The organism is Williamsia limnetica (assembly GCF_003217475.1).
In the GTDB taxonomy this organism is placed as follows: Bacteria; Actinomycetota; Actinomycetes; order Mycobacteriales; family Mycobacteriaceae; genus Williamsia; species Williamsia limnetica.
In genome coordinates, this window is record NZ_QJSP01000007.1 from 299,276 (window position 1) to 324,541 (window position 25,266).

The window sequence follows — 25,266 nt, forward strand, 5'->3', positions numbered from 1 at the left end:
AGTTTTTGACGAGACGTCAGAGAATGATCGATTGCGACTCGAGATATGCCGCGATGCCTTCCGGCCCACCTTCACGCCCGATACCCGACTTCTTGAATCCACCGAAAGGACTTCCGAAATCAAGCGGCGCGGGAGAATTGATCGACACCGAACCGGTTTGCATACGCGTCGCGACGCGCGTGGCCCGGGCGGGATCGGCCGACCAAACCGCACCCGCAAGTCCGTATTCGGAATCGTTGGCCACGGCAACCGCATCGTCATCGTCGTCATAGGCGATGACAACGGCCACCGGACCGAACAACTCGTCCCGGGCGACCGCCATGTCGTTGTCGACATCCGCGAGCACTGTCGGGCTGACATACGACCCGTTGTCGAAACCCTCCGGCCGGTTTCCGCCTGCGACCACGCGGGCGCCGGCCTCGATCGCGGCGGCTACTGCAGTCTCGATCCGGTCACGTGATGCGACGTTGATCACCGGGCCGACTTCGGTGTCGCGCTCCGCCGGATCACCGATTCGCATCGCGGTGACGGCAGCGGCGAAAGGTTCGAGTATTTCGTCGTAGCGGCTGCGCGGCAGCAAGATACGGGTCTGTGCGGCGCAGATCTGACCGTTGTTGGCCATCACGCCGGTGACCAGACCCTTGATGAGTTTGGAGTCTACGACGACGTCGTCGAGAACGACGGCGGCCGACTTACCGCCGAGTTCCAGCGTGACGCGGCGGACGTCCTGCGCGCAGGCGGCGCCGATTTGCTTTCCGGCACCGGTCGATCCGGTGAAGCTGACCTTGTCGACGCCGGGATGCGAAACGAGTGCCACGCCGGTGTCGACGCCACCGGAAACGATGTTGATCACGCCGGGCGGGATCCCGGCCTCTTCGATGCACTCACTGAGCATCGACAAACCAAGAGGCGCATCCGGCGACGGTTTGAGGACGATCGTGCACCCGGCGGCCAACGCCGGCGCCATCTTCAGCGCGGCGGTGAACAACGGGGCGTTCCAGGGAACGATCGCTCCGACCACACCGACCGGGACTCGGCGGACCAGTACCTCGCCACCCATCACGGAAGGACGTTTCGCCTCGAACTCGTAGTCCGGAACGATTGCGGCACAGGACCGGTAGACGCCGAGAGTGGTGGCCAGCTGACCGAACGGTGTCCACTTGCGCGGCGAGCCGACTTCAGCCGAGATGACGTCGGCGAAGACCTTGGTCCTGGATTCGATCGCGTCGGCCAACGCGCCGATCGCCGTAGCGCGCTCGGTGGGGGTGCTGCGGCTCCAGGGACCGTGCTCGAGGGCCGCGCGGGCAGCCTCGACGGCGACCCCGACGTCGGATGCCGTCGCCTCGCTGACCCGTCCGAGCACTTCACCGGACGCCGGGGACCGAACCTCGATCTCGGGCCCGGACGTCGGGCTCCACTTGCCCGACACGTACATGCCTTCGTATTCGTACAACGTGCAACCTTTCATTTCTTCTCCGCGAGCGTCGGAGCCAAGGTGCAGCGGTCGCCCATCGAATCGGATCAATTCTGGCAGTAATGTCACTCTAGGGCAAGGATCGCTCCCTGCCACCGTTTCAGCCGAACAGGGGCCCGAGTTGATCAGGCGTGCTGCCGTGTAGGACCAGTTCGTCGGCACCGGCGTCGCGGTACTTCTCGAAGGTCGCCCAACAGTCGCTCGCCGGGCCCACCGCTGACGCGGAGCGGATCCACTCCTCGGGCAGCGAAGACGCCACCTCGGTGAGTTGCTCGCGCGTCCGCACCGAATCCGCGGCCCCACGCACGCCGACCAGGTGTGGGTGGGCACGCAAGGCGTCGAGGTCATCGACCGACCAGCCGTTGACCTTCGCCAACTGCTCGCCGAAATTGGGTATTTGGTAATACGTGACCGCACGTCCCCCGACGACGGCCATCTCCTCGGCGGGATCGAGGCCGGTCGCGACAACGACCGTCGCGTAAACACGCACGCTGCCGGCCGGCCGGCCGGCTTCCTTCTCGGCCTCCCGAACAATGTGCACCGAGCGTCCGACCGCCTCCGGCGTCAGGAACGGGTGCAACAGGACCCCGTCAAAGTGCCGGCCGGCGATGCCGAGCCCCTTGGGCCCGATGGCCGCGAACACCAGCGGAGGAACCGGCTGGTCAGGAAGGTCCGTGAGTCGCAGGGACGGGTACTTGCCTGCGGGCCCGTCATATTTGACCTTCTCCCCGCGACACAGTCGCCGGAAGAGTTCCACCGAATCGACGATCGACGCATTCGTCGACGGCGGCAGGCCGACGGCTTTCCACATCGCGTCGACGGACCTACCTATACCGATGACGATGCGGCCATTCGACATCGCCTGAGCAGTCATCGCCATCGATGCGAGCATCGCCGGATGCCGGGACTGAAAATGCGTGATGCCCGAGGCGATCTTGATCGAATCGGTGACCTGGCCCATCGCACCGGCGAGGACCCCGAAATCCTTGGTGCCCCATCGTTCGCTGAGCCAGAGTGTGCGCAGCCCCAGTCGCTCGGCCTCGATCGCCTGACCGATCGCCGGTCGCGGATCGGGCACCCGCCCCGGAAGCGTGTACGCACCGAGCGCGAGGGACGTCTGCTGCCCCGCGTCACCGATCGGGTTCGGCGCAATTTCCACATTGTTGGATTTTCTGTCCGTCATAGCCCTATTCTGACAGTATTGGTCACTTTAGGAAAGGGCGTTCGCTTCCGAGTTCTCGGTGGCGTGCAACCCAGGGAAGGCATTCGCATGGTTTACACACCGACCCGAGGTGAACTCGGCGGCGGCGCTCGCGAGATTCTGGACTCGTGGTTGCCCGAACGTGTCGCTCCGGGCGGCACCGGATTCGAGATCTCGGACTTCTCCGCGCCCGACGCGGGCTACTCGGGCAAGACAGTCTTCTTCACTGCCAATTGGACGGACACCACCGGCACCCGGCAGGAAGTCGATTTGGTGCTGCGCATGCAGGCTTCCGACCATCAGTTGTTCACTGAACCGGACGCTCCCCGGCAGGCGGAGATCATGCAACGTCTCGGACGTAGCGCCGGCATCGCGGTGCCCCAGATCGTTTGGATCGAACACGACGACTCGATCCTCGGAGCCCCGTTCTATCTGATGCGTCGCGTCACCGGCCGGACGCCATCCGATGTCCCCAGCTGGCACAAGCGCGGCTGGACCACCGAGCTGTCGACATCCGAACGAGAGCTGTTGTGTGACAACGCGATCAAATCGCTGGTCGCAATACACCAAGTCGACGACCGAGAACTGCTGAACTTTCTCCGCGCCGACCCGGCCACCGGAACCACCGGGCTGGCGCGCTATCTCGACAACCTTCGCAGGTCGTACGAGTGGGCGCGCGAGGACCTCGTGGTCGGCGCCGATGTGCTGGAGCGGGCATTCGACGTCATCATGACCGAGGCCCCGGCCACCGACCGCGACGGCGTGGTGTGGGGCGACGCCCGGGTGGGCAATATGTCTTTCGCCGACGACATGTCCGTCGCCGCGCTCTTCGACTGGGAAACCGCCACCACAGGCCCACCCGAGATCGACCTGGGTTGGTGGTTGATGTTCGAGGAGTTCCTCTGCGAGGCCTTGGGGTTCGCCCGGATGCCGGGAGTTCTCGACACCGACGGCACCATTGATCGCTACCTCGAGTTCGGCGGCCGGATCGACGGCGACATCACCTATTACAAACTGGTGGCTGCGTTTGTGTTGTCGCTCATCAACAATCGACTGGCCGTCCTGCTCGCCAGAGACGGCCTCGACGTCGATGTCGCACACAGCTATCCGAAAACCGTTGTCGCACTCGTCGAGCGATACCTGTCCGAACTGCATACCGAAGGAACGAGATGACCAGCACCTCCAACCCAGAAGCCTCGCCTGTCGGCGCCACCGGGCAACCCTGGGACATGGTGATCGAACAGGGCAAGATTCGTGAGTTTGCGGCCGCCATGCAGTCGGACAACCCCGCATACCAGGGTCCGGACGCGATCATCCCTCCGACCTTTCTGGTCAACGCCGCGCACTGGGCCCCGGCCGGCGTACGGGTCACAGTCGGATTCGAACGCAAACGTCTCCTGCACGGCGAACAGGAGTACACATTCATCGGTCCACCGCCGAAAGTCGGTGATGTGTTGACCGCGCAAGAACGGCTTGTCGACCGATACGAGAAGCCGGGCAAGCGAGGCGGGCAGATGCGTTTCGCAGTGGTGCTCACCGAGTACCGCGATCGGGACGGCAACTTGGTTGCCCAGGCACAGGCCACCTTCATCGAACGAGCGGCACGAGGAGCATCTCAATGACCAGAACACAGGCCTCACTCGCCGTCGGCGACACTGCGACCCCGCGCGACTTCGGCCCCCTGACCCGTCAGATGTTCGTCCGCTATTCCTGCGCCTCGGGTGACCTCAACCCGATGCACTACGACGACACCATGGCGCGGAGTGCTGGAAACCCGTCCGTGTTCTCCCAAGGCATGCACCAGTCGGCACTGCTGGCGACGTTCGCGACCGACTGGCTCGGCGCCGAGAACGTGCGACGGTTCGGCGTCCGGTTCCGCGAGCAGGTCTGGCCGGACGATGTCTTGACCTGTACCGGGACGGTCACTGCGATCATTGACGGAGCCGGCGGCGAGGTCCTGGTCACCGTAGAACTGCTCTGCACACGGCAAACCGGTGCCGTCGCGATCGCGGGATCAGCCGATTTCGTCGTCCCAGGGGCCACGACGTGAGGAAATCGACGGCACCCGACCCGGGCTGTCGTTCGTCAATCTCGCCGATCAGCAGTTAGGCTGACCTCCAGTGTCAGATACAACGCCGATTACACGCAGAGCCAGCTACGGCCCGTCCAGCCCCGACGTGGGCAGCCGGGGCGCGAACACGCGTACCAAGATCGTCGACGTCTCGTTGGAGCTGTTCGGCCGGGTGGGGTTCTTCAACACCTCGGTCGATGCCATCGCCAAAGAAGCCGACATCTCCAGGGCCACTCTCTACCAGTATTTCCCGGGCAAGGACGAGATCTTTCTCGAGCTGCTCGATGTCTGCGGGCGGGCTCTCTTCCGCGTTGCGCGGCGCATCGGGCCGCTGGGCCCGACCAAGGTCGGGTTCGACAATCTGAACTGGTGGCTCGGCGAGTGGAGTTGGGTCTTCGACCGGTACTCGACGATGTTCGTGCAGTGGACGAGTGTGGCGATGGCAGACACCTCGGTCCGACCGCAGATCGATACATTCATGTCCGGATACACGAGAATGGTCACCGCCCGCCTCGAGCAGTCCGAGTTGCAGGGCATGGAACCGCGGGTGGCTTCGATGGCGATGATCGCGATCGTGCACCGCATCAACCTGTTCCTGGCCACCGACCGAACCTACGGGCGGGACACCCAGGCCGTCGTCGACTCGCTGTCCGTCTATCTGCAGTTGCTGCTGTTTCCGGAGACACCGTCATCCGTCCTGAACAGCATTCCCCTGGAGACGCCACCAGAAGATCCGGTCATCGAAGTACCCCCGCTGCCATCGACCGCTGGCCTGTCGGCCGCCGACCGAACCGCGAACCTCAGCAAGCGTGCGGTCAATACCGTTCGCACCCTTGTCGATGCCGGAGCAACCCAGTTCCAGCTCAAGGGCTACCACCGCACCAGCGTCGACGACATCGTCGAGCAGGCCGGTCTCGCCCGCGGAACGTTCTACAAGTATTTCAGCGAAAAGCAGGATCTTCTCGTAGCCATCAGTATCGAGGGAACCGAGCAGGCGATCGACCATGCCGCACGCTTGAGCAAGATCGATCTCACTGATCCCGACACGACTGAACTCCGCGCCTGGATCAGCAGCTTCACCGCGTTCATGACGCGATACTCGGGTTCCATCGGTGCCTGGACCGAGAAGACCACGGACAACGATGTCGTGACCCAGTTGGGTATCTGCGGCCAGGCGGCGATGGATTCGGCCATGGTTGCGGACCTCATCACCAGAAAGCGGGACTACCCTTTCGATCCCGTGGTCGCGGCCATCATCTTCAGGTCACTTGTCGCGAGGATCCCGCAAGCCGCACAAGAGCTTTCACCGCCGTTGTCGGACGAAGCAACTGCCGACCTCTTGATCGACTGCATCAGGCGCGGTTTCTTCACCCACCTGACCTGAGTCACCCCTCTTGAATCTGACCACAGATCTTCATCTTCTGGCAGTCATTAGTACTGCCCTACTGCGTGTTTGAATCTCGATCACCGGCGCTCTTGATTGTTTCTGACAATTATGTCATCTTTGATGAGGTTCTATTCGCCACGTCGGTACTCGATCGGGGTACCGCGGCAGGAGAGGAAACTCCAGATGGATATAAGTCGCGCATCCGCACTCGTCACCGGTGGCGCCGGTGGTCTCGGCGAGGCCACGGTTCGCACCCTGGCCGCAGCCGGTACGTCGGTCGTCATCGCCGACCTCAATGACGAAAAGGGCAAAGCTCTCGAGGTCGAACTCGGTGACCACGTCCGCTACGTCAGCACCGATGTGCTGGACGAGAACAGTGTCAACGCGGCACTGGCGGTCGCCAATGAACTTGCGCCACTTCGTATTGTCGTCAACGCCCACGGTGGTTCCGCGGGTGCATCGCGCGTTGTCGGACGCGATGGCGAGCCGGCATCGTTCGAACAGTTCCAGTGGTACATCAACCTCTTCCTCAACGGCACGTTCAACGTGCTGCGCCTGGGCGCTGCCGCGATGTCCAAAAACGAGCCCGATGAGGTCGGCAACCGTGGCGTCATCGTGAACACCGCGAGTATCGCTGCGTTCGAGGGCCAGATCGGCCAGACGGCCTACTCGGCCGCGAAGGGTGGTGTCGTAGGACTGACGCTGCCTGCCGCACGCGATCTGACGAAGCAGGGCATCCGCGTGATGGCCATCGCCCCCGGCACTTTCTTCACCCCCGCTTTCCAGATGGAACGCGAAGAGGCCGAAAAGCACTGGGGATCAACGGTTCCCTATCCGAACCGGATGGGCAGCCCGTCAGAGTACGCGGCTCTGGTCGAGCACATCGCCAAGAACGATTACCTCAATGGTGAGGTCATCCGTATCGACGGTGCACTGCGCTTCCAGCCGAAGTAGCAGGTTCGACACGTACGACGAACAAAGTACACCGTTCAGTCACAACCACATGTGGTCATGTCTGAACGGTGTACTTTGTGTTGCGGCCGGCTATCGCGCCACGGGGTCGCGCGGCAGACCGAGCAGGCGTTCGGCGATGGTGTTGCGCATGATTTCCGACGTGCCACCGGCGATGGTCAGACAACGCGCGAAAAGGTACGCGTAGGTCAGCTCCGGGGTATCCCCCGTGACCGCCGCGGTACCGGCCAGATCGATACCGAGCTCGGTAATACGCTGCGAATGCTCCGCTTTGACCAATTTCGTCACGTTGGCCTCCGGTCCAGGACCGGCGCCGATCACCGCGCGAGCAGCCTGCCGGAGATTGAGCAGACGGAGTGTGTGAGCCTCGGCAATCATCTCGCCGACGCGGTGCTCGCCGTCAGATGAGCCGGTCTCATCGAGCAACTTCACCAACTCTGCGGTACCGAATGCGATGGAACCGCTACCGCCACCGATGGATACGCGTTCGTTGCCCAGGGTCGCGCGGGCGACCTTCCAGCCCTCGCCCACTCCCCCGACCACATCGGAGTCGGGCACGAACACATCGTCGAAAAACACCTCGTTGAACAGCGCATCACCGGTGATCTCACGCAATGGGCGGATCTGGACACCCTCGGACGAGAGGTCGATCGCCATCATCGACACTCCCGCATGCTTCGATGCATCAGGATCGGTCCGCACGGTTGCCAGACCCCACTGACATTCGAGTGCCACACTGGTCCAGACTTTTTGACCGGTCACGCGCCAGCCCCCGTCCACCTTCTTCCCGACGGTCCGGACGGCGGCGGCATCCGACCCGGCGCCGGGTTCGCTGAACAATTGGCACCATTGGTCCCGCCCGCGGAGCACAGGCTCGATCCAGCGGTTGCGCTGATCATGCGAACCCACCTGCGCGATGGTCAGATTGACCCAGCCTGTGATTCCCAGGTCGGGCAGGTCGATGCCCTCGAATTCTTCCTCGATGACCAACTGCTCCATGGCCCCGGCCTCGCGTCCCCAGGGCTTACGCCAGTGCGGGACAAGATATCCGCTGTCGACGAGGTGGTCACGGCGTTCCGCCTCCGACAGGGGCCGTACGGCGTCCGCTTCGGCGCGCGCGGCGGCCCTGAATGCCTCGGCTTCCTCGGGGAGCTCGAAGGACGCACCCTGTGCCTGTCCGGCCCGGTAGGCGGCGACGATGTCGGACAGCGGATCAATATCGTCGGACAGGATGGCGGCGACCGTGGTCGCGCGCCGCAGGTACAGGTGCGCGTCGTGCTCCCAGGTGAAGCCGATGCCACCGTGCAGCTGGATGTTCATCCGTGCGTTCTTGAGTTGTGTCGGGCCCGCGTAGGAGGCCGCGACAGCCGCGGCGAACCAGGTTCCGTCGATGTCGTTCGCGCGAGCGGCATCCCATGTGCTCGCAATGGTCGCCTCGGTGGCGATGAGCATGTTGGCGCAATGATGTTTGACCGCCTGGAATGAACCGATGGTCCGCCCGAACTGTTCGCGAACCTTCGCGTACTCGGTCGCCATCTCCAGACATGCCAATGCACCGCCGATGGCCTCGGCCGACGCGAGAATCCGCAAGATGCTTCGGCTCGAACGCGCTGCGCCGCCAAGGATTCGATGGGCCGGGGCCGCGACGCCGGCACACGAGACAGTGCCGAGACCACGCGTGGTGTCGAGAGCCTTCGCGGCGGTGACCTCCACTCCTGCGGTGTCCTTGTCGAGGACGACGATATCGTCGCCGAGCGCGAGAACCAGCACGTCGGCCTCTGGCGCTGACAGGACGGCGCGCACCTGGCCGCTGATCAAACCGTCGGCGTCCAGCGTCAATCCAGCGGACAGCCCGACGCCGCCGACCGCGGATCCATCGCCGAGACCCTCGAGGAGTGCCGACTTGAGGCCGGCGTCGCCCGCATGCGCGATGACAGCCGATGCGACGACTGTCGCCAGAAACGGACCGGGAGCAAGCTCGTGACCCAGCGCTTCGAGCACGACGGTGAGCTCCGCGATGCCGTAGCCCGAGCCGCCGTATTCCTCCGGGAGATGCAGGCCCAGCCAGCCGAGGTCTGCCGTGCTCGACCAGAATTTGGCTAGGTCGGCCGATCCATCGAGGGAATCACGCGCAGCACCGCGGACATCGTGGCGCTGCAGATGGCCGGCGGCGGCATCGGCCAGCTCGATGTGTTCGGAGGATATGGCAAGCGCCATCTCGGCCACCTTTCGATTGCGAACTCGTTCTAGGTCTGTCGGCATACGCAACTGACCCTAGATGTCAGATGAAGGATATTCAAGGTTCAGTCCCAGACGGCTTTGGGAACCGCCCCAGACACCGTCTGGCAAAGATTGATACGTGCTGAACTGCACAAACAAACCCATGTGAAGCCACAGAAAACCGATTCGTCCAACTCGTAGACAATGTGTCAGATGATCTACTATGGTTTCAGCCAGGAGTGACCCACGTCATTCACATGAGAGATTTGGAAGTCTTGTATGAGCATCTCGCTGATCTTGGACATGGCGATGTCGGGCAACCCCGACCAGAAGGCCATCACGGTCGATGGAACCTCGCTGACCTACGCCGAGTTCGGCGGGCTGGTCGCCGGTGCCGCAACCGTCATCGCGAAGGCCGACGCCAAGAACGTTGTCTTCTTGGGCAACTCCGGACTGGAACTCCCGGTGCTGTTGTTCGCCGCCGCCCATGCGGGTGTGCCCTTCGTTCCGGTCAATTACCGGTTGGCCACCGCACAGCTCGAACAGTTGATCGCACGCACGGAATCACCGCTGATCATTGCCGACCCCAGATACGTGTCCGAGCTGTCGTCCTTCCCCGGTGTGATGACGACCGACGAGTTCGCGACCGCCGCGCGTGCTGCCGCGGCCGATCCGCTGCCGGCCGCGATGGTCGATCCGGATGACCCGGCCATCGTTCTGTTCACCAGCGGAACAACGTCCGCGCCCAAGGGCGTGATCCTCCGGCACAGCCACCTGCTCAGCTATGTGATGGGCACCGTCGAATACGGTTCGGCGGCGGAGTCGGACGGCGCGCTGATCAGCGTTCCGCCGTACCACATTGCGGGTATGGGAACGATTCTGACGAACGTCTACGCCGGGCGCCGCATGATCTACCTGCCGCAGTTCGATGCGCGGGCCTGGGTGGAACTGGTGCGCCGCGAAGGTGCGACGTCGGCGATGGTCGTGCCGACGATGCTGGACCGTATCGTCGACGTCCTGGCCGGCGAGCAAGCGGATGTCCCCAGCCTGAAATCACTGTCGTACGGCGGTGCGCGGATGCCGCGTCCCACCCTCGAAGCGGCTTTGCGTGCCTTCCCAGGTGCCGGTTTCGTCAACGCCTACGGTCTGACCGAGACCAGTTCGACCATCGCACTTCTCGGGCCCGACGATCACCGGGCCGCCCTCGAGAGCGACGTCCCGTCCGTCCAGGCCCGCCTCGGATCGATCGGACGCCCGGTGCCCGGCATCGAGATCCAGCTACGGAGCGCCGACGGCATCCCGGCTGCATCTGGCGAGCAGGGTGAACTGTGGGTCCGCGGACCGCAGGTGTCCGGCGAGTACATGGGTGCCGGTTCCGTCCTCGACGCCGAGGGCTGGTTTCCCACCAAGGACCTCGCGTACACCGATGACGAGGGGTTCCTGTTCATCGTCGGTCGGAACGACGACACCATCATCCGCGGCGGTGAGAACATCGCGCCCGCCGAGATCGAAGACGTCCTGGTGAATCATCCACTGGTTCGCTCGGTGGTCGTTGTCGGTGTGCCCGATGATCATTGGGGCGAGGCCATTGTCGCCGCCGTGGTCGTCGAGCCGGCGGCGAACCCCGACCCCGAAGAGCTGCGCACCTATGTTCGTGAACGCCTCCGGGGCTCGCGCACACCGGATCGCATCGTGTTTCTCGACGATCTCCCGACAACCGCGACGGGAAAGATCCTGCGCAAGAAGGTCGTGGCAGACATCGTCGAGCCATCGGCGGCATCCCGCACGTAGTAGCGGACCGAACTGTTGAAGTAACAAACCAGAACAAAGGAGACACCGTGTTGAAAACCGGAAGTCGTCTGCAGAGCCAGGTGTGCGGTACGCAGGTCATCGTCATCAAAGCCACGACAGCCGATTCAGAACTCGATTGCGGCGGCCAGCCCATGGTCGATGTGGCACAGGCGCCGTCGTCCGGACTGACCCCGGCGGCCGGGTTGGACGGTGGAACGCAGATCGGTAAGCGTTACGTCGACGCCGCCGACACCGTCGAAATCCTCGTCACCAAGTCGGGTGCCGGGAGTCTGTCACTCGGCGGCACGCCACTGGACATCAAGAGCGCCAAGCCACTTCCCTCCAGTGACTGATCGCAGCATTCCTGCCGGCGGTCCGCTCGCCGGAATCCGCGTGCTCGAACTCGCGGGCGTCGGTCCCGGTCCCCACGCCGCCATGGTGCTGGGAGACCTGGGTGCCGATGTCGTGCGGGTTCAGCGACGTGGTGGACTCCCGACACCCGGGACGCCGTCGAGCGCCGGCCTTCGCAATCGGACGATCGTGGAGGCCGACCTCAAGAACCCTGATGACCTGGTGGAAATGAAACGGCTTGTGCAACAAGCCGACATCTTGATCGAAGGATTTCGCCCGGGTGTGACGGAGCGGGTCGGCCTCGGTCCTGACGATGTCACCGCCCTCAATCCCCGGCTCATCTACGGTCGTATGACCGGCTGGGGCCAGACCGGACCCCGAGCAATGGAGGCGGGTCACGACCTCAATTACATCGGGCTGACCGGACTGTTGCACGCCGTGGGGCGACCGGGTGAACGCCCGGTGCCGCCACTGAACCTGTTCGGCGACTTCGGTGGCGGCTCGATGTTCCTGGTGATCGGTCTGATCTCCGCGCTCGTCGAGCGCCAGACGTCCGGGCGCGGACAAGTCGTGGATGCGGCGATCGTGAACGGCACTCCGGCTCTGGGCCATCTGTTGTGGTCCATGCGCGGATCCGGCCGGTGGTCTGATGATCGTGGTGAGAACGTCTTCGACGGGTCCGCGCCGTTCTACGACACCTACGAATGCTCCGACGGCAAGTACGTTGCGGTCGGAGCCTTGGAGCCCCAGTTCTTTTCGACGCTGCTCGACACTCTCGGTGTCGATCCCGCCGAGGTGGGCGCTCAGCGCGATCCGGAGAACTACCCGCGAATGCGCAAACTCTTCACCGAGCGCTTCGGCTCTGCGCCCAGGCACCATTGGGCAGCTGTCTTCGCCGGAGTCGATGCCTGCGTCACCCCGGTGCTCACCTTTGCCGAGGCCGAAGCCGATCCGCAGCTCATTGCCCGTGACGTGTTCACGACCATCGACGGAGTCACCCAGCCCGCACCGGCGCCCTCGTTCTCCCGCACTCCGTCCTCGACTCCGGCGCCACCACCGCGACACGCGGTCGCGGCCTCCGACATCTGGGCTTGACGATCAGCATTGCCAAACAACAACTTCTAAGGAATCGACATGACCGAAACACTCGAAGCCCCCGCTCTCATCGAGCGCCGCGGACACGTCATGCTCATCACCCTCAATCGTCCGCAAGCGCGTAACGCCGTCAACGCCGAGATGTGCATCGTTGTCGGCGATGCGCTTGCCGAAGCGGACAAGGACCCCGACGTCCGGGCAGTGGTTCTCACCGGTGCCGGCGACAAGGCGTTCTGCGCGGGCGCCGACCTCAAGGCCCTCATGCGCGGCGAGGCCGTGATCCCGCCCGGACGCGAGAAATGGGGCTTGGCCGGTTACGTCGGGCAGGCGATCAGCAAACCCACAATCGCGGCCGTCAACGGACCGGCGCTCGGTGGTGGCACCGAGCTGGTACTGGCCAGCGACCTCGTCGTCGCAGCCGACACCGCGGTGTTCGGATTGCCGGAGGTGACGCGAGGCCTGATCGCCGGAGCCGGCGGAGCGTTCCGCCTCGCCGCCAAACTCCCACCGGTCGTGGCCATGGAGCTGCTGCTGACCGGTGAACCGATCACCGCAGCGCAGGCACTCGCGCTGCACCTGGTCAATCGGGTCGTGCCTGCTGCCGACGTCCTCGACACCGCACTTGCCCTCGCCGAGAAGATCGCGGCGAACGCCCCGCTGGCGGTCGCCGCCACGAAGCGCATAGCGCTGGCACAGGGCGAGTCCGGGGAGCGACCGGATGAGAGCCTCGGCTGGGAGATGACCAACGCAGCTCTCCCGGGCATCGCCTATTCCGAAGATGCCAAGGAAGGTCCGCTCGCGTTCGCCGAGAAGCGCGCCCCTGTGTGGCAGGGTCGCTGACCGGCACCCACGCCAACTGAACAAGGACTGCCCCGCAGCAACGTTGCTGCGGGGCAGTCCTTGTCGCCGTCTGTCAGTGCGAACGGACGCCGAAGTCGATCTCGTGAATACTCGTAAATGGCGTGAAGCCTTCGCGGTCGACCCAGGAGGGCCGGGCCACGTGTCCGGGTTCGGGTCGGGCCCATTCGACCCATGGGCCCCAGTCGTTGCGGCTGAGCTTCTCGTCGATCGTCTGCGGCCACTGTGCCGATGCGTCGGCGTAGGTTTTGGCAAAAGCCTTCATCTCCCCCATCACCCACACATCTTCTTCCGACCGCCACTTACCGTCACCGGCGTACTCGATGATCTGGAGCGAGTAGAAATCTATGGGTGCAGCGCCGGGCTCGGGATTGTCAGCGCGGTTGACCAGCTTGTAGACCACCCGATGGCCGTCGATGACGTACCAGACCAACGGGTTGTAGACATGTGGCGCACCGCCCATGGTGCCTTCGATGAAGCGAACGATCTCGTTCGGTCCGGTGAAGGTTCCGTAGAAGTGGTCGGTGTAGGTGGCGTCGTCGGTGAACAGATTCGCCCACGCTTCCCAATCCTCGGCTACTTGACCCACCATGAAGTAGTGCCGGAACGCGGCCTCTACTTCTGCTCTGTCGAAATGCGCCATCGAAGTTCCGTTCTCCCGGGCTGTCGAGTTGCTTGTCGTGTGCGTCTCACCGCGAGACGGCGAGTCCCATTCCGGTGATCCATTCCTCGACCGGCTGGTAGACGATCGCGTCGAGCGGCTTTCCACCGCCCGCAGCTCCCGCGGCGAGCCAGGTTCGTACCTCGTTGGCGCCGACGCCGGCCTGGGCGCGCGCATCATCGGTGAGGGAGGCCAGCTCGGCGCCATCCCACTCGGCCAGTGCACTCAGGAATGCCTTGTCCCACTCGGGCCTTATCTTCTTGCGCGCAGCGGCAGCTCCTTCGGCGATCACGCGGCGTCGCTCTTCGTCGCTGATGTCGTAGGCATCGAGTTCCAGACTCGGCGGCGAGTGTGACAGACCTCCGGTTCCGATGACGAGCACGCGAGCATCGATGGTGTCCAGATACTGTCCGACGGCTTCTCCGAATGCGAGCACCCGTGCCGCCGACGGTAGCGGCCCGGTCGCGCAGTTGATCGGCACCGGGATGACCGGATAGGTGTTCAGGTCACCGGTGAGATCCCGGAGGGGCTGCGCAAAAGCATGGTCGAGGCCGACGCCCCGGCAGATCGAGATGTCGAACTCGGCGTCGAGGAGATGTGCGGCAATCTCAGTCGCGACGTCGACCGGGATGTCGAGTGTCCCTTCGTCATGTCCGCCTTCGGGCAGGATCGATGCCGACATGGCGACAGCGAACGTCGGGACGACGTGCCGGAACGCCCGGCGGTGGTCGCCGCCGAACAGGATCGTGAAGTCGGGATCGAACTCGGTGACCATGGCGCGCGCATCTGCGAGACCGGCCCGGAACTCGGATCCGAAGACATGCTCGGTGTCACGCTCCATGCCCGGGCTGTGACTTGCGCACACCACCAGGCGCTTCTGTTCGGTCATGACACTCCTTGTCAGCACCCGTTCGGCCGCCCGGCCGACGCGGTGTGCGAAACCAATAGTGACACTGACGTTAGATCAATTTCTGGCGCTAGTCGAGAGTCAGGTCTTACACACTTGACAGAACGGTATATCGCCACCCAAAGTGGACGTAACTGTCAGATACTGGAGGGCGACACTCGTGGCTTTTGTGATCCTGCAAGCTTGTTGCAATGACGCCTCGTGCGTCGACGTATGCCCGGTCAATTGCATCCACCCCACACCCGATGAACCGGACTTCATGCGTACCGAGATGCTGCACATCGATCCGCAGACCTGCATCGATTGCGGCGCGTGCGTCGAAGCATGCCCCGTCGAGGCAATCAAGGCCGAGGACGAATTGGACGACCCCGAGCTCCCGTTCATCGAGCTCAACGCCGACTACTTCGAACAACACCCCATGCAGACCGGCCAACTCGACGTCCCGAAACCACTGTGGCGGAAGGCGGACTTCTCGGAGATGCGCGTGGCCATCGTGGGGTCCGGGCCGGCCGCGTTCTATGCGGCATCCGAACTGATAGCACTCAAGGGCGTCCAGGTCGACATGTTCGAACGCTTGCTCACGCCATACGGTCTGGTGCGCTCCGGGGTCGCCCCCGACCACCCGGGCACGAAAGCGGTCACCGACATCTTCCGAACCCTGGAGCGTCGCAAAAACTTTCGGTTGCATCTCGGCGTCCAGATCGGCGTCGACCTCACACACGAGGAACTCCTGGCCCACAACCACGCTGTCATCTACGCGGTTGGTGCATCATCAGATCGCCGCCTCGGCATCAACGGAGAAGATCTGCCGGGCAGTCATACCGCCACCGAGTTCGTCGGCTGGTACAACGGGCACCCCGACTATGCGGAGCGTACCTACGACTTGAGTGGCGAACGTGCCGTCATAGTCGGCAACGGCAACGTCGCGCTCGATGTCGCGCGTATCCTGCTCACCGATCCGGACGACCTCGATCGCACCGATATCGCAGACCACGCATTGGAAGTCTTGCGCACCAGCAATATCCGCGAGGTCGTCGTCCTCGGTCGGCGCGGTGTGGCGCAAGCCGGGTACACCAATCCCGAAATGATGGCGTTGCGTCACCTACCCGGGGTCGATCTCGTGATCGACCCCGACGACGCGCAGATCGATCCCGTCACGCAAGGCATCCTGGATTCGCCCGAGACCGAGTCATCGGTGAAGGCCAAGGTCTCCCTGGCCCGCAAGGTTGCCGACGAAGGGGGAAGGGGCGCAACGAAACGTCTCGTGCTGAGGTACCTCACCTCCCCCACCGAGATCTCCGGCACCGATCGGGTCGAGTCCGTCGACGTCACGCGCAACGCACTCGAGCTGACCGACTCCGGGGCGGTCGTCGCGGTCCCAACGGACACTACCGAAACCATCGAGACGACACTGATCCTGCGTGCCGTCGGCTATCGGGGCGTTCCGGTGCCCGGAGTGCCCTTCGACGACGCTCGCGGTGTCATCTCCAACAACGAGGGCAGGGTTGTCACGTTGGTCGATGAGGAGCCCATTCAGGGCGTCTATGCCACCGGGTGGGTCAAGCGCGGTCCATCCGGGGTCATCGGAACGAATAAGAAGTGCGCCGCCGACACAGTTGATCTGCTGCTACAGGACTACGTCGCCGGAGCCCTCGCCGATCCCCCACAGGACGCTGAGTCGTTTGCGGACCTGGTCTCGGAACGGGCGCCCGAGGTCGTCGACTTTGCCGGCTGGTCGCTCATCGACAAGGCAGAGAAGGCGGCCGGCAAGCCACGGAAGCGACCCCGCGTCAAGTTCGTCGATGTCGACTCGATGATGGCTGTCGTTCGCGGCGATTGACTCGCCGCACCAGAACCACTGCCCGAACTATTCTGACACTCGCGGTTATCTCTTGCATCGACTGAGCAATTCCGAAACCAGGGACTAGTGTTACGGACTCAGCGACACTGGTTTCGCCTCCGCGTGCCCTTTTACTGGTCTGACATTAAGGTCTCTCCGAACGGAAACATCACGGTTCGATAACATTGTCCGAAAAAGGTAGGAGTGACGCCCGTCATAGTCCACGATTCAGAGGTTCGTATCTGACACTGCGTCTTCAAATAGTTTGAACTTTATGATCGCTCGCAAGACAAGTACGACGCTCAACGGAACAACCCATGTGCGGGCGCAGCTTCTCTCGTCCCGACCTCAGGAGCACAACATGCAGAAATCAAGGACAGGCCGGCGGTTGATCGCAACGACTCTGCTGTCGGCCGCCCTCACCGCCGGAATGGTCGCCTGTAGCAGTTCGGATGATGGAGGCGACGCAGCTGCCGAGCCTTCGGCAAACGAGTCCGCACTCGGCACGCCGAACAAAGCCACCGGGACTCCGGTCACCATCGGATTCGTCAGCGAGGGACAGTCTCAGTCCATCGACGTCACCGACGAGATCCGAGGCGCCGAAGCTGCCGCCAACTACGCCAACGAGTACCTCGGCGGTATCGGGGGCCACCCCATCCAGGTCAAGTCCTGCCAAGCGCTGGCGCAGCCCGCCGTCGCGACCGACTGTGCCAACCAGATGGTACAGGCCAAGGCCGCGGCCGTGGTCGGGCCGACTCCCGGTGAACTCGACAACCTCGTCGACGTCCTCTCTCCCGCCAAGATCCCGCTGGTGATCCACAGTGGGACAACGCAAAAGGGTCTCAGCTCTCCCGGCGTCTTCTCGCTGACTAACGGCACCGCCTACTTCGCCATCTCCGCGACTGCGGCGAAGGACGAGGGACTCAAGAACACCGTCGGTGTCGCCATCGGCGTACCGGGTGCCGAGGGACCCACCCGTCAGCTCGGTAGCCTGATCTGGGGCAACGCGGGTCTCGACTTCAGTGTGGTCGGCATTCCGCCCGGCACCGCCGATATGACCCCGCAGATCAGCGCAGCAGGTGCCGACGCCGACAACTTCTTCGTCATCGGCAACGACAGCTTCTGCACCAGCGCGTTCAAGGCGATCAAGACCACCAAGCCAAATGCTCCGATCTTCGCGATCGACCGATGCGTCACCATCGGCGGCGGTTCCTCGATCCCGAACGGCTACGAGGACATCAACGTCGCCACGGCACTGAACCTCAGCCCGGATGCACCCGACTCACAGCTCTACTCAGCGGTTCTCGCGAAGTACGGCGACGGCGCCAAGTTCGGCCAGCTGTCCTCAGCCGGATACGCCCCGATGCTCGGCATGATCAAGGCACTCAACGCCGCCAAGGTCACCGACCCGACGCAGCAGACCGTCATGGAGGCCATGAAGACGGCTCCGCCGACCGAGTACCCGCTCACCAACGGAATCATGTTCCAGTGCAACGGCAAGCAGATCCCCATCTCGCCCAACATCTGCAGCGCTGACGGCATTCTCGCCAAAGCAACCAAGAACGGTGAACTCACCGACTTCCAACAGGTGACCATCGATCCGAAGCTGTACGCAACACCGAGCGCCTGATAGACCAGCTCGAACTCAGCTGGCCGTCAGCCCGAAAGGGCTGGCGGCCAGTTTCGTTGTGTCTCAATGTTCCCGGCCCTCCGTCGACCGTGCCGATAACACCGTCGACCGTGCCCATCCAACCATCGATCGTGCCGATATCACCATCGGCCGGGCCCATCCGACCATCGAGCGGGCCGATATCACCGCCGAGCGTGCCAATATCGCCATCGACCTTGCCCTCGTTGCAGTCGACCGTGCGAATAATGCCGTCGCGCACCCGATGTTGCAGACTCACCCAGCGACTCGCTCGCACCAGGAGCACACTCCATGGCCACATCGGCACGGTCGGTGGTTGATTGGGCACGATCGACGGTCGGATCGGCACGATCAACCGGTGGTGCACGGGCACAAGAAGGCCGGCCACCCTCCGCAGTGCGGATGGTGGCCGGCTCTGGTGTCGAAAGGGTCAGACAGCCTCTCCGAGGTAGGCCTGCTCCAGGAGTTCGGGATTCTTTGCGAGTTCGCGTGCGGAGCCGCTGAGCCGGACACCACCGTGGACGATGACCAACGCCTCATCGGCAACCTCGAGAGCCAACTGTACGTGCTGTTCCACCAGCACCACAACAGCATTGGTCTCATCGGCGATCCGGCGGACGATCGGCAGCAACTCCTCGACAATGACCGGTGCCAGCCCCATGCTCATCTCGTCGATGAGGAGAACTCGGGGATTCTGGGTCAGAGCGCGAGCCACGGCCAGCATCTGTTGCTCACCACCCGACAGCGACCCTGCATTGACCTTGATTCGCTTCGCCAAGGCCGGGAACATCTCCATCGCCGCATCAACGCTGAGGCCTCCGGACCGCTTCGCGATCGACAGGTTCTCGCGAACCGTCATCGACGTGAAGAGCGCCCGGTCATCCGGGACCAGCACCAGCCCGCGACGATTGGCCTCGCCGGGTCGGCCACTTCGCAATTCTTTGCCCTCGACGACAACGTCACCACCCTTGCGCGGTAGCAATCCCGCCAGAGTGTTCATCAGTGTCGACTTGCCGGCACCGTTCGGGCCCAGGATCGCGAGCACAGAACCGGCCTGGAGCGAGAAGCTGACATCGCGGACCACCCGCACCGAGCCGTAACCGGCCGACACCTCACGGCACTCCAGGATCGGAACCGCGGTGGGCCCGGGATCGTTCGAATGGTTCGCTTCGTCAGCCAGTTTCAAGTCAGCCATGAACCTGGGCCTCTCTTCCTAGGTATGCGGTCGCGACGGTCCGGTTGGCCCGGATCTCCGCAGGGGTTCCGGAGGCGATGAGCTCACCGAAGTTGAGGACGTGGACCTCGTCGCAGATGTTCAGAACCAGATCCATGTCGTGATCGACCATGAGAATGGTGATCCCGCTGTCGCAGATCCTTCTCAGTCGCTCGCCCAACCAACGGCTTTCGGTGCTGTCCAGACCACCGGCCGGTTCGTCGAGCAAAAGCAGGTTGGGTGAACCGGCAAGAGCGCGAGCGATCGAAACCAGCTGGCGCTGTCCCTGAGACAATTCGCCGGCCGGGCGCTCACTGATGTCGCCGATACCGAGCAGTTCGAACACCTCGGTCAGATGACCGATGTCATTGTGCTCGGCCTTGACATCGGGACGGTGCACTGCGGCGGTCCGACCGACTTTGACGTTCTCGGTCACACTGAGGTCGTCGTACAGTTCGATCGCCTGGAAGGTACGACCCAGACCTGCCCGGATCCGATTGTGCGGTGCGAGCCCGCCCATCGAGGCACCGGCCAGCGTCACCTCGCCGGTGTAGTCGGCGAATCCGGTGATCGCGTCCATCAGCGTCGTCTTGCCGGCGCCGTTCGGGCCGATGAGCCCGACCAGTGCACCCTTGGGAATCTGCAGCGATACGTCCGACAGTGCTACCGCACCACCGTATTTCACCGAAACATCGGTGAGGGCGAGCTCAGGCAGCGCTGCGCGGTCGAACACCCGGGGCTCGGCCGACAGGTCCTTGGCAGGAACGTCGGGAGCGGTGTCCGACGCCGGCGCCGCCTTGGCCTTCGCTTTGAGCGACGCAGCGCGACGACTCGCCAGCAACGTATGGGCCGGTCCGACGATGCCCTCGGGATTGAGGATGACGGTGAAGATCAGCAGCACGCTGGAGATGACGACGTACCACCCACTCACCGACCACATCTCGTCGACGAAAATGAACAACAACCCGTTGGCCGCTGTGACGCCTGCCAAGATGCCACCGGCCACCGAGGTGATGCCCGCCAGATAGACAGTGGCGAACAGAGCCACACCACCCAATGCAGCATAGGAATCGAAGGTCACCGTCTGCTGCTGATAGGCGAGCAGGGAACCACCGATGCCGGCGATGAATGCACCGATCGCGAACGCCAGGATCTTCACCCGGACGACGCTGACACCAGCCGCGGCAGCGGATCTTTCGTTGGCCCGCACAGCGAGCATTTCGGTGCCGAGGCGGCTACGTCGCAACAGGGCGACGAAGACGGCGACGGCGACGAGGACCAGGAGCACCAGGATACCGAAGGTGACTCGCGGATAGTCCAGTCCCTGACCGATACCCAGATCCCAACCGAACAGGCTGGGCTTCGGTGCCTTGATACCCTCGGCGCCCACGATGTCGACGTTCCGGAACCATATGGCCTCGACCGCGAATGCCATCGCCAGCGTCACCACTGCAACGGTGAGTCCTCGGATCCGCAAGGCGGGCAGCCCGATCAGGACACCGAGTGCTGCCGCACACAACGCCGCCACGATCGGGGCGATCGGGAAAGGCAGATGGAATGTGTTGGCGATCGGACCGAGCAGGAAGCCCGCGACCCCGGCGATGGTCAACTGGGCCAGGGAGACCTGTCCCGCGTAACCGGTGACTACGACAGACGACAGCGCGACGATGGCCATGATGAAGCTGACGATCAGACCGGTGCGCATGCGGTCATCGAGCAGCACCAGAGCCAGGACACCGATGATCGTCATCACGACGGCGGTAGGTGCCACATGATTCGGTCTCGGCGCACGTCCAAGGGTCTGCAAGATGATCGCACCACGGGCAGGCAGCGGCTTGGCACGGATCAACAGCACCAGCAGGATCAAGATCAGCGGCACCAGTTCGGGCAGTCCGGCGGCTGGCAGCCAGTCGAACTGCGTTGCCAGATACTGCGCTTCGGACTGAAGCATTCCGACTGCCAGACCGGCGAAGACGGCGACCACGACCAGATCGAAGCGGGCCAGGATGGCTGCTGCCAAGGCCGGGACGATGAACAGGGTGTAGGCAACCGGCACCAACGGGACGATGGGCGCGATGAGAATGCCCGCCAGTCCGGCAACCGCGGAACTGAGCATCCAGTTGTAGGCCGCGATCCGGTCGGGTGAGATACCGCTGACGTAGGCACCGCGCTCGGTTTCGGCAGACGCGCGAGTGGCGAGGCCGAACTTCGTGTAACGGAAGACCAGTGCCAGCAGAATTGCCAAGACAACGATCGTGAGCGCGAAGTAGAAGCGGTCGGCCGACAACTGCAGGTCACCGGACTGCCAGATATCGGTCGGGAAGATCGGGTCGACCGAGATCGGGTCAGTGCCGAGTTTCTGTGCAACCAACCCTGCGATCAGGAGCGAGATTCCCAACGCCGCGACCGCGCGCGCCACCAGAGGCGATGTGCGCAGCGGCCGGAAGACCAGCAAATACAGGATCAAACCGAGAAGCGCGGCGATGACCAGCGAGAGCGCCATTGCAGGCCACATTCCCATCGGCCCGCCGAGGTCTATCGAGTCCGGCAGACCCGGGATGAGGATGAGTAGCTCGCCCTCACGTAGGTATGCGTACGTGTACGCGGTGTACAGCGCGATGGCTCCCGTCGCGAAGTTCACGACGCCAGAGCTGCGATACGTCAAGACGACAGCCAGTGCCAAAGCGCCGAAAACTGCGCCGTTGCCTAGCCCGAGTAGCAAAAACACCAGATGCTGCATTGTGACGCCATTCCTCACCGGAGATCTTTCAAAGGTGACACTGATGTTAGATCATGCTGCGACGTACGTCACCATATTTATCCGAATTGATGTCGTTCACATTCCCGGACCGGCCCGACGGGACCGTCAGTCCTCGGCAGGAGCCGCGTTCCAGTAGTCCCGGTTGCTAGCCACTTTCCCGTCACGCAGCGTGCCGACCGACGATCCACGGAGTCCCACCGGATGCATGATCCACTCGACGGCGAAACGGTCTCCGCTCACCAGGCCGGTCACCACCTCATAGGTGGCCCCGGGCACCTTCGTGATGGATCCCTCCACGAGCGCGCGCGCCTGCGCCAGGCCTCGCGCCGCATGCCCGGACGGAACATCCTCCAAGACAACATCATCCGCGAACCAGTGGGTGATCGCGTCGACGTCCGCGGAATCCCATGCCGCGTAGTACTTCGCCATCCAGCCGGTGCTCTCAGTGCTCACTACTTCCTCTTTTCTCTTGTTGCTGACAATTCGTGAGCGGCAAACAGCTGCCGCAGCGCTGCCTCCAGGACACCGATACCGTCATTGCCGGGGGTCTCGCCACCGGCCGCGGCGAGCGCTGGATGAATCGATCCACTCTCCTCCCGGCCCCTGGTTGCAAGCCAGCCGACAAACATCAGGTATGTGGCCGTGAAGATCTCCCTCGCGTCCTTTTCCGCAAACCCGGCCCCGCGCAGGATCTCGAGCGCGGTCGTCGTGAGTCGCGCCGCCGCGGCTGATGGACCCTGCGCAGTCAACGCTCGCAGTCCGGTACCCGGGTAACGAAGGAAGGCGCGGTCCATGGCCCCCACCAGCCCTACGTACTGGTCGACCCAGGACTCGTCCGGATCGATCGAGATGTCGACTTGCCCGGCCACGGCTTCGACCACCCGATCGGCGAGGTCAGCCTTTCCTCGCAGGTGATAGTGGATCGCCGGCGCCGTCACCCCACACGCCTCGGCAACAGCGCGCACGGTCATCTCCTGCAGTGAAGACCCTTCCACCACCTGCAATGCCGCATCGAGCAACTGGGTCTCCGACATCGGAGATGGCTGGGTTCCACCCCGGTTTCGCACCATCCTGGCTTCGCCTCTCACTCGATGAATCTGATTATGTCACAGTAAATGAGACCCATTGACTATGTGTAAATGACCGAGGGGCACTTGGATGGATGCGGACATCGTCGTCATCGGAGGCGGCATCGGAGGATGCGCCCTGGCCGCCCGATTGGCCACCGCCGGTCTGGCGGTCACGGTTCTTGAACGCGAACCCACGTACCGGGACATGGTGCGCGGCGAGGCGATGGTCCCCTGGGGTTTTCTGGAAGCCGCGGAGCTCGGCGTGGCCGACGCAGTGCTGGAGGCCGAGGGCGCCTCGGTGATGACACGAATGACTCCCTACGACGAGACCTTGACCGTGGAGCAGGCACGGCGCCGGTCGAGCGATCTGTCGACTGCCGTCCCCGGCGCCCCGGGCGTGATCGGCGTGGGTCACCCCGAGCTTCGTGAGGCCTTGGCCAACAGCGCGGTCACAGCCGGCGCGACCATGGTTCGAGGCGTCCGCCGATCGACGGTCGTCGCAGGCGACGCCCCTCAGGTCACCTTCGAACTCGACGGGGCGGAACGAACGATCCGTTGTCGCCTGATCGTCGGGGCCGACGGCAAGTTTTCGACAACACGGGCCGCATTGGGCGTTTCGATGTTCACCAACGAAGCACGCGTCAAGCTCACCGGAATGCTGGTGGACGACGGTGGCGTGTGGGATCGGGCCGTCACCACGATCGCCATCGACGGGCGCAATCAATTCATCGTCATCCCCCGGGCCGACAACAGATTACGGCTCTACGTCGGCCGAAATGTCAACGACCCGGACCCGCTGAAAGGCCCCGCCACGATCACCGAGTTCCTCGAGTCGTACCGGACCCCCGTTTTCCCCGACCACGACAAGCTGGCCGAGTCGACACCGGTCGGACCGTGCGCGACGTTCCCTATGAACGATGCGTGGACCGATACCCCCGTCGTACCGGGAGGAGCACTCATCGGTGATGCCGCGGGATGGAGCAACCCAGTCACCGCGCAAGGGCTCAGCATCACTCTTCGCGATGCGCGAGTACTGTCAGAAGCATTGCTGGACAACGTCATATGGACGCCCGAGACGTTGTCCGGGTACACAATCGAGCGGAGTGCACGAATGGCCCGCCTGCGTTTCGCCAGCGCCCTCACCGATCTGATCGCCGGCTTCGGGATGAGCGACCGCGCGACACGTCGACCGCGCATCTTAGGTCTCCTCGGACAACGGCCTGAACTCGGGGCTGCACTCACAGCAGTCCACTCCGGACCGTGGAGTGTCGAGGCGGAGTCCTACTCCCCCGACATTCTCACCACTGTCGCATTGGCTTCGTTGAGTACTTCAGCTTCTGCGCCCGCCGTGTGAGCTGACGCATCATCCTCGCTCTAGTTACTCGAATTCTGTCTTGGGCACAGATGGGCCGTTGACGTCATCGGTGTGCGATCACAGCCAGTCGCGCCCTACGATGTGCGTGTTGTGCTTAGGCTTCAAGGAACAACAGTTTTTGCGCCCGAAGCAATGCCCGAACCTACTAGGCGATCTGGCGTCTACCACTCGTCCAGCCGACCGGAAGATGGAACGACTGCAGATTGACCCCAAGCCGGTAGACGGCCTGCCGAGGCCGCGAACTCCCTAGGAAAGGGTTGAAGAGAAACGATGACGCGCCTGTTCACCAAGCCGGCCTCCGACCACACCGCCGTGCAACTACTGCTCCGCGCCGCCATCGGCGGCACGATGATCGCGCACGGCGTCAAACA

The 25,266-nt window shown here is 63.5% G+C and carries 22 protein-coding genes; 12 read left to right on the forward strand and 10 right to left on the reverse strand.

What is annotated here, in order from left to right:
• Positions 1-16 precede the first annotated feature (16 nt).
• The gene (locus tag DFR67_RS13945; protein ID WP_110470139.1) at positions 17-1,453 is read right to left on the reverse strand and encodes an aldehyde dehydrogenase family protein; all 1,437 of its coding nucleotides are present in this window, start codon (positions 1,451-1,453) and stop codon (positions 17-19) included.
• Positions 1,454-1,574: 121 nt separating this feature from the next.
• Positions 1,575-2,657, reverse strand: coding sequence for a TIGR03857 family LLM class F420-dependent oxidoreductase (locus tag DFR67_RS13950; protein ID WP_110470082.1), 1,083 nt, complete (start codon positions 2,655-2,657; stop codon positions 1,575-1,577).
• Between the two features lie 87 nt (positions 2,658-2,744).
• On the opposite strand from DFR67_RS13950, the gene DFR67_RS13955 reads away from it, so the two are divergent.
• From DFR67_RS13955 to DFR67_RS13975, 5 genes are all read left to right on the forward strand, one after another.
• Positions 2,745-3,848, forward strand: coding sequence for a phosphotransferase family protein (locus DFR67_RS13955; RefSeq protein WP_110470083.1), 1,104 nt, complete (start codon positions 2,745-2,747; stop codon positions 3,846-3,848).
• A complete protein-coding gene (locus DFR67_RS13960) occupies positions 3,845-4,297 on the forward strand; it encodes an FAS1-like dehydratase domain-containing protein (RefSeq protein ID WP_084834904.1) in 453 nt (150 codons plus the stop codon). Before DFR67_RS13955 ends, DFR67_RS13960 begins: the two co-directional genes overlap by 4 nt.
• Positions 4,294-4,725 (forward strand): MaoC/PaaZ C-terminal domain-containing protein, encoded by a 432-nt coding sequence (locus tag DFR67_RS13965; RefSeq protein ID WP_110470084.1) that lies wholly within the window; start codon positions 4,294-4,296, stop codon positions 4,723-4,725. Before DFR67_RS13960 ends, DFR67_RS13965 begins: the two co-directional genes overlap by 4 nt.
• A 70-nt stretch (positions 4,726-4,795) precedes the next feature.
• A complete protein-coding gene (locus DFR67_RS13970) occupies positions 4,796-6,130 on the forward strand; it encodes a TetR/AcrR family transcriptional regulator (protein ID WP_245937932.1) in 1,335 nt (444 codons plus the stop codon).
• A gap of 186 nt (positions 6,131-6,316) precedes the next feature.
• A complete protein-coding gene (locus DFR67_RS13975; protein ID WP_084834907.1) occupies positions 6,317-7,087 on the forward strand; it encodes an SDR family NAD(P)-dependent oxidoreductase in 771 nt (256 codons plus the stop codon).
• 90 nt (positions 7,088-7,177) lie between these two features.
• Here DFR67_RS13975 and DFR67_RS13980 read toward each other — a convergent pair whose 3' ends face one another.
• Positions 7,178-9,322, reverse strand: a complete 2,145-nt coding sequence (locus DFR67_RS13980) for an acyl-CoA dehydrogenase family protein (RefSeq protein ID WP_110470140.1) — start codon at positions 9,320-9,322, stop codon at positions 7,178-7,180.
• A 282-nt stretch (positions 9,323-9,604) separates the two neighbouring features.
• Between DFR67_RS13980 and DFR67_RS13985 the strand changes: the two genes are divergently transcribed.
• From DFR67_RS13985 to DFR67_RS14000, 4 genes are read left to right on the forward strand one after another with little or no spacing between them, the layout of a single operon-like run.
• Positions 9,605-11,116, forward strand: coding sequence for a class I adenylate-forming enzyme family protein (locus DFR67_RS13985; protein ID WP_110470085.1), 1,512 nt, complete (start codon positions 9,605-9,607; stop codon positions 11,114-11,116).
• A 47-nt stretch (positions 11,117-11,163) separates the two neighbouring features.
• Entirely contained in the window at positions 11,164-11,469 is a 306-nt protein-coding gene (locus DFR67_RS13990) for a hypothetical protein (RefSeq protein WP_084834909.1), read from the forward strand.
• The gene (locus DFR67_RS13995; RefSeq protein WP_110470086.1) at positions 11,462-12,562 is read left to right on the forward strand and encodes a CaiB/BaiF CoA transferase family protein; all 1,101 of its coding nucleotides are present in this window, start codon (positions 11,462-11,464) and stop codon (positions 12,560-12,562) included. Before DFR67_RS13990 ends, DFR67_RS13995 begins: the two co-directional genes overlap by 8 nt.
• A 39-nt stretch (positions 12,563-12,601) precedes the next feature.
• Complete coding sequence (locus DFR67_RS14000; RefSeq protein ID WP_210405154.1) at positions 12,602-13,402, forward strand: crotonase/enoyl-CoA hydratase family protein; 801 nt, start codon at positions 12,602-12,604, stop codon at positions 13,400-13,402.
• 73 nt (positions 13,403-13,475) lie between these two features.
• On the opposite strand, the gene DFR67_RS14005 is transcribed toward DFR67_RS14000, so the two are convergent.
• A complete protein-coding gene (locus DFR67_RS14005; protein WP_110470087.1) occupies positions 13,476-14,063 on the reverse strand; it encodes a nuclear transport factor 2 family protein in 588 nt (195 codons plus the stop codon).
• 46 nt (positions 14,064-14,109) lie between these two features.
• On the reverse strand, positions 14,110-14,970 hold the full coding sequence (locus DFR67_RS14010) for a 3-carboxyethylcatechol 2,3-dioxygenase (RefSeq protein WP_211325045.1): 861 nt from the start codon (positions 14,968-14,970) through the stop codon (positions 14,110-14,112).
• Between the two features lie 178 nt (positions 14,971-15,148).
• Here DFR67_RS14010 and DFR67_RS14015 point away from each other — a divergent pair, with 178 nt between their 5' ends.
• Together DFR67_RS14015 and DFR67_RS14020 are read left to right on the forward strand one after the other, a co-directional pair.
• Positions 15,149-16,828: an FAD-dependent oxidoreductase gene (locus DFR67_RS14015; RefSeq protein ID WP_110470088.1), complete on the forward strand. Its 1,680-nt coding sequence runs from the start codon at positions 15,149-15,151 to the stop codon at positions 16,826-16,828.
• A gap of 361 nt (positions 16,829-17,189) precedes the next feature.
• Positions 17,190-18,458: an ABC transporter substrate-binding protein gene (locus DFR67_RS14020; RefSeq protein ID WP_158539961.1), complete on the forward strand. Its 1,269-nt coding sequence runs from the start codon at positions 17,190-17,192 to the stop codon at positions 18,456-18,458.
• Here the strand turns inward: DFR67_RS14020 and DFR67_RS14025 are convergent.
• From DFR67_RS14025 to DFR67_RS14045, 5 genes are all read right to left on the reverse strand, one after another.
• Positions 18,400-18,864, reverse strand: a complete 465-nt coding sequence (locus DFR67_RS14025) for a hypothetical protein (RefSeq protein ID WP_110470090.1) — start codon at positions 18,862-18,864, stop codon at positions 18,400-18,402. The two genes, DFR67_RS14020 and DFR67_RS14025, sit on opposite strands and share 59 nt — an antisense overlap.
• 42 nt (positions 18,865-18,906) lie before the next feature.
• Positions 18,907-19,671 carry an ABC transporter ATP-binding protein gene (locus tag DFR67_RS14030; protein WP_245937933.1) on the reverse strand — a complete coding sequence of 255 codons (765 nt, stop codon included), beginning with the start codon at positions 19,669-19,671 and terminating at the stop codon, positions 18,907-18,909.
• A complete protein-coding gene (locus DFR67_RS14035; protein ID WP_110470091.1) occupies positions 19,664-22,429 on the reverse strand; it encodes a branched-chain amino acid ABC transporter permease/ATP-binding protein in 2,766 nt (921 codons plus the stop codon). The genes DFR67_RS14030 and DFR67_RS14035 overlap by 8 nt, the downstream gene beginning before the upstream one ends.
• A 126-nt stretch (positions 22,430-22,555) precedes the next feature.
• On the reverse strand, positions 22,556-22,903 hold the full coding sequence (locus DFR67_RS14040) for a nuclear transport factor 2 family protein (RefSeq protein ID WP_110470092.1): 348 nt from the start codon (positions 22,901-22,903) through the stop codon (positions 22,556-22,558).
• A complete protein-coding gene (locus DFR67_RS14045; RefSeq protein ID WP_245937934.1) occupies positions 22,903-23,484 on the reverse strand; it encodes a TetR/AcrR family transcriptional regulator in 582 nt (193 codons plus the stop codon). The genes DFR67_RS14040 and DFR67_RS14045 overlap by 1 nt, the downstream gene beginning before the upstream one ends.
• Positions 23,485-23,608: 124 nt before the next feature.
• On the opposite strand from DFR67_RS14045, the gene DFR67_RS14050 reads away from it, so the two are divergent.
• On the forward strand, positions 23,609-24,874 hold the full coding sequence (locus DFR67_RS14050; RefSeq protein WP_110470094.1) for an FAD-dependent oxidoreductase: 1,266 nt from the start codon (positions 23,609-23,611) through the stop codon (positions 24,872-24,874).
• Positions 24,875-25,266 lie beyond the last annotated feature (392 nt).

What these genes read in the sequence shown, in the direction of transcription:
- DFR67_RS14030 (WP_245937933.1), bottom strand. Translation starts at nt 19,671, where the DNA reads ATGGCTGACTTGAAACTGGCTGACGAAGCGAACCATTCGAACGATCCC.
- DFR67_RS14010 (WP_211325045.1), bottom strand. Translation starts at nt 14,970, where the DNA reads ATGACCGAACAGAAGCGCCTGGTGGTGTGCGCAAGTCACAGCCCGGGC.
- DFR67_RS13965 (WP_110470084.1), top strand. Translation starts at nt 4,294, where the DNA reads ATGACCAGAACACAGGCCTCACTCGCCGTCGGCGACACTGCGACCCCG.
- DFR67_RS13975 (WP_084834907.1), top strand. Translation starts at nt 6,317, where the DNA reads ATGGATATAAGTCGCGCATCCGCACTCGTCACCGGTGGCGCCGGTGGT.
- DFR67_RS14005 (WP_110470087.1), bottom strand. Translation starts at nt 14,063, where the DNA reads ATGGCGCATTTCGACAGAGCAGAAGTAGAGGCCGCGTTCCGGCACTAC.
- DFR67_RS13980 (WP_110470140.1), bottom strand. Translation starts at nt 9,322, where the DNA reads ATGGCGCTTGCCATATCCTCCGAACACATCGAGCTGGCCGATGCCGCC.
- DFR67_RS14045 (WP_245937934.1), bottom strand. Translation starts at nt 23,484, where the DNA reads ATGTCGGAGACCCAGTTGCTCGATGCGGCATTGCAGGTGGTGGAAGGG.
- DFR67_RS14000 (WP_210405154.1), top strand. Translation starts at nt 12,602, where the DNA reads ATGACCGAAACACTCGAAGCCCCCGCTCTCATCGAGCGCCGCGGACAC.
- DFR67_RS14050 (WP_110470094.1), top strand. Translation starts at nt 23,609, where the DNA reads ATGGATGCGGACATCGTCGTCATCGGAGGCGGCATCGGAGGATGCGCC.
- DFR67_RS14035 (WP_110470091.1), bottom strand. Translation starts at nt 22,429, where the DNA reads ATGCAGCATCTGGTGTTTTTGCTACTCGGGCTAGGCAACGGCGCAGTT.
- DFR67_RS13960 (WP_084834904.1), top strand. Translation starts at nt 3,845, where the DNA reads ATGACCAGCACCTCCAACCCAGAAGCCTCGCCTGTCGGCGCCACCGGG.
- DFR67_RS14020 (WP_158539961.1), top strand. Translation starts at nt 17,190, where the DNA reads ATGCAGAAATCAAGGACAGGCCGGCGGTTGATCGCAACGACTCTGCTG.
- DFR67_RS13950 (WP_110470082.1), bottom strand. Translation starts at nt 2,657, where the DNA reads ATGACGGACAGAAAATCCAACAATGTGGAAATTGCGCCGAACCCGATC.
- DFR67_RS13955 (WP_110470083.1), top strand. Translation starts at nt 2,745, where the DNA reads ATGGTTTACACACCGACCCGAGGTGAACTCGGCGGCGGCGCTCGCGAG.
- DFR67_RS13985 (WP_110470085.1), top strand. Translation starts at nt 9,605, where the DNA reads ATGAGCATCTCGCTGATCTTGGACATGGCGATGTCGGGCAACCCCGAC.